Source organism: Stenotrophomonas sp. P5_A8 (assembly GCF_056400545.1).
Genome location: NZ_JBFULB010000397.1, coordinates 1 through 3,203, shown reverse-complemented (window position 1 = coordinate 3,203; position 3,203 = coordinate 1). Strand labels below are relative to the sequence as shown.

Annotated in this window: 3 protein-coding genes; 1 reads left to right on the top strand and 2 read right to left on the bottom strand. The window is 58.0% G+C overall.

From position 1 onward, the window contains the following. Positions 1–1,213: TonB-dependent receptor plug domain-containing protein (locus tag AC1DQP_RS18600; RefSeq protein ID WP_478052213.1), on the top strand; the 1,213-nt coding region annotated here is incomplete at its 5' end. A gap of 99 nt (positions 1,214–1,312) precedes the next feature. On the opposite strand, the gene AC1DQP_RS18595 is transcribed toward AC1DQP_RS18600, so the two are convergent. Further along, positions 1,313–1,843, bottom strand: coding sequence for a nuclear transport factor 2 family protein (locus AC1DQP_RS18595; protein WP_478052212.1), 531 nt, complete (start codon positions 1,841–1,843; stop codon positions 1,313–1,315). A gap of 1,017 nt (positions 1,844–2,860) precedes the next feature. Next, the coding region (locus tag AC1DQP_RS18590; RefSeq protein ID WP_478052211.1) for an SIS domain-containing protein at positions 2,861–3,203 on the bottom strand (343 nt) is incomplete at its 5' end.

Here is a 3,203-nt window from a genome sequence, read left to right as displayed (position 1 = left end):
CCTCAAGCGCGACACCAACTTCAACTTCCTCGGTTTTTCACCAACCGGTGATTTCGCGCTGGACCGCCAGGTTGTTTCCGATGCGATCGACAGGAACTACACCACTACTGGCAAGTACCTGGTGCAGGCGGGCGACAGTCACTCCATCGCGCTGGGCTGGGATGGCGCTTACACAGCGCGCAGCGAAGCCCGCCTGCAACACGACCTGGACCCGCAGGGTACGGTGCTCGATATCATTGACGAGAGCTACCGCGCAGGCGTCAAACGCATCGCGTTGTATGCGCAGGATGAATGGGAGGCACGGGACAGTCTGCAGATTTATCTCGGCGCTCGCTGGGAAGGCCTGTACACCCACGTTGAAGGACCCACGATTGCATCGGTAGGCAACGACTCGAGTGTGTTCAGCCCCATCGTGCAGGCGGTCTGGAAGGTGCCCGGCACCAAGAAGGACCAGGTTCGGTTCGGGGTGGCGCGCACCTTCAGTTCCCCAGCGCCGCGCACGCTCGTGCCTCGCCGCTACACCGTCAACAACGGAAACTCACCAACCAATCCCGATATTCAGGGAAATCCCGACCTGCTGCCCGAGATCGCCTGGGGCGTGGACGCAGCCTACGAGCGTTATTTTGGCGAGAACGCGATGATCAGCCTCAGCGCTTACGCGCGTCGGATAGACGAGGTGACCATCAACAGACTGTTCGAGCAGGACGGCATCTGGATATCGATGCCGGTCAATGCAGGACAGGCTCGCACCCATGGCATTACGCTGGAGGCAAAATTCTCGCTGCAGGACCTGATCAAAACCGACGAAAACATTCAGTTCCACGGCAACCTGACTCGCAACTGGTCGAGCGTCGACAGCGTGCCGGGCCCCGACAACCACCTAGCTACCCAGACACCCTTCAGCGGAACGATAGGGGCGGAGTGGGTTGCTTCAGATAGTTTTTCAACGGGCTTTGACTTTTCCTATAGCGGCAAGAGCTTCACCCGGGTCAGCGAATTCTGGAGCACGGGAACTTCGCCTGGGCGCACGCTCGATGTCTACGCGACCCTCAAGCTGGACAAGAAAAGCAAACTAACACTTTCCCTTTCCAATCTATTGCATCAAACGGACGGATTGACGACGCAGTTCAACGCCCCCACCTCACGCAATTCACGGCTCTACGCAACTGACAGCGATACAGGCATCAAGCTGCAGTTCGAGCGCCAACTCTGACATGGCCACCTGTCGCGGACGTCAGCGAGCTGCAGCCAGCAACTGGGCGACGGGATGACTGGCCGGCGCCGTCGGTAATCCTCCGCCCAATGGCATGCTTTACCGGCCCACTTCACTGCGCTTGTCCCGCATTGAGTAGACCACCGAGAAAATCTTCCATCCTGTTTCAGTCCGTACAAGCTGCCATGCCTCCTTGCCCCAATTCACTTTTGTGTTGTTCGCAAGGAATTCATAATCGAACGAGACGGATGCAACATCTCCATCCGTCTCTATCTTGACGTCGCTGAATGTTTCTTCGCGGCGCTCGGCGGTCGAAACAGACTCGTCGATCAGGGAGATGAAATTGTTCGAGGAAATCCGCCGTGCCTTGATGGCGTCGGGGTTTTGTTTTCGAATTGCCGAAAGGCGCTTGTCTTCCGACACAAACTGCCATCCGATCTCATCCGGCTTGTCCGAAAAGAACAGGCCCATGTAGGCCACCTTGTCTTTCTGCAGCAACGACAACCGGAATGATTCCATCACTTGCCTGATCGCCTGAACATCGTCAATCGGACGTTGTGCAGCGTMGGCTTGAGCACAGAACAACATCGCTGTGGCAGACACAACCAACGAAGCCTTCCCAAGGTACATGCCAACTCCCTCATTGTTATGCGAGCAGTAGGTCACCGCGGGACACCGACTAAAGCAGTGACCCAAGATCATCCTGCTGTCCCGCGGCGACGTGCAATCACGGCTGCAGCCGTTTAACGCAGAGTACTGCGGCGCATACTGCGAAAACAATAGCGTGCACTGCCCGATTGTGCCGTTGAATCTGATACCAACGGGCCGAACTGACTCTTTCATCCGGACGCGTTGAGCTTGCCGGAAGCGTCGACGGGAGATCAACTAGCACAATGGAGCGACGGGAAGTCCCCCGAATGCGAATGCCACACGAGTCGGGAGGCCTGCAAGGCCAGCGAGCCTCTCAAATCGCGGCACACCAAATTTTTCAGAGCAGCTCAGGAGTTGCTGGCACGAGCGAGCGGTCAGTGTCTGAACGTCGCTTGCATTTATAGAAACATAGCGAACATGGGAACTCGATAGAAGCACTTCCCGGTGCGCCAGCTCAGCCGCTCGCAGACCACAGATCAGCTTGCTGCTGGCAGGGATCGTGTACAGCGCACGATAGATGCCAAGCACGGAACTCACGCGTTCAAGTGTCTCGAACGGACGTTCCCCCCGGGCGCCCGCCTTCAAAGAAGCGAAAGCATCCACGGGCTGTCCAAAGATCGCTGACTGTTCCATCTCGGTTCGGCACCAAGCCTTAGCAATCTGGGTGAACACCCTTAGAGCTGGCCCTACATGCCGGGATCACCAATTTGAAACGGCCTACTCATGATCTCGGGCCACGTCAGCGCATGGCTAATGCTACCCCTAATCAATTCAACAGGCTCGTATCCAGTGCCATCGATTTGCGAGAAAGTTGCTTCCGCACAGCGTGGGCAACTCCAAAAGCAAAGAAGGGCAAGGGCACCCACCCTCACCCGTCTCCCGGGTTGGACTAACCATTCCGCGCTTCTGGTCCGCAGACCATCTCCAGTTGGCCCAACTATTCCGCAATTGGACTAATTATTCCATCTGACCACCACCTCAGCGCACGCCGCCGACTCACTCCACCGTCACGCTCTTGGCCAGGTTGCGCGGCTTGTCCACGTCGGTGCCGCGTGCCAATGCAGTGTGATAGGCGAGAAGCTGCACCGGGATGGTGTGCACCACCGGGCTGAGCACGCCGGCGTGACGCGGCGTGCGGATCACGTGCACCCCCTCGGACTCGACGAAGTTGCTGTCCTGGTCGGCGAACACGAACAACTCACCGCCGCGCGCGCGCACTTCCTGCATGTTGGATTTGACCTTCTCCAGCAGGTTGTCGTTGGGCGCGATCACCACCACCGGCATGTCTTCGTCGACCAGGGCCAACGGACCGTGCTTGAGCTCGCCGGCCGGATAGGCC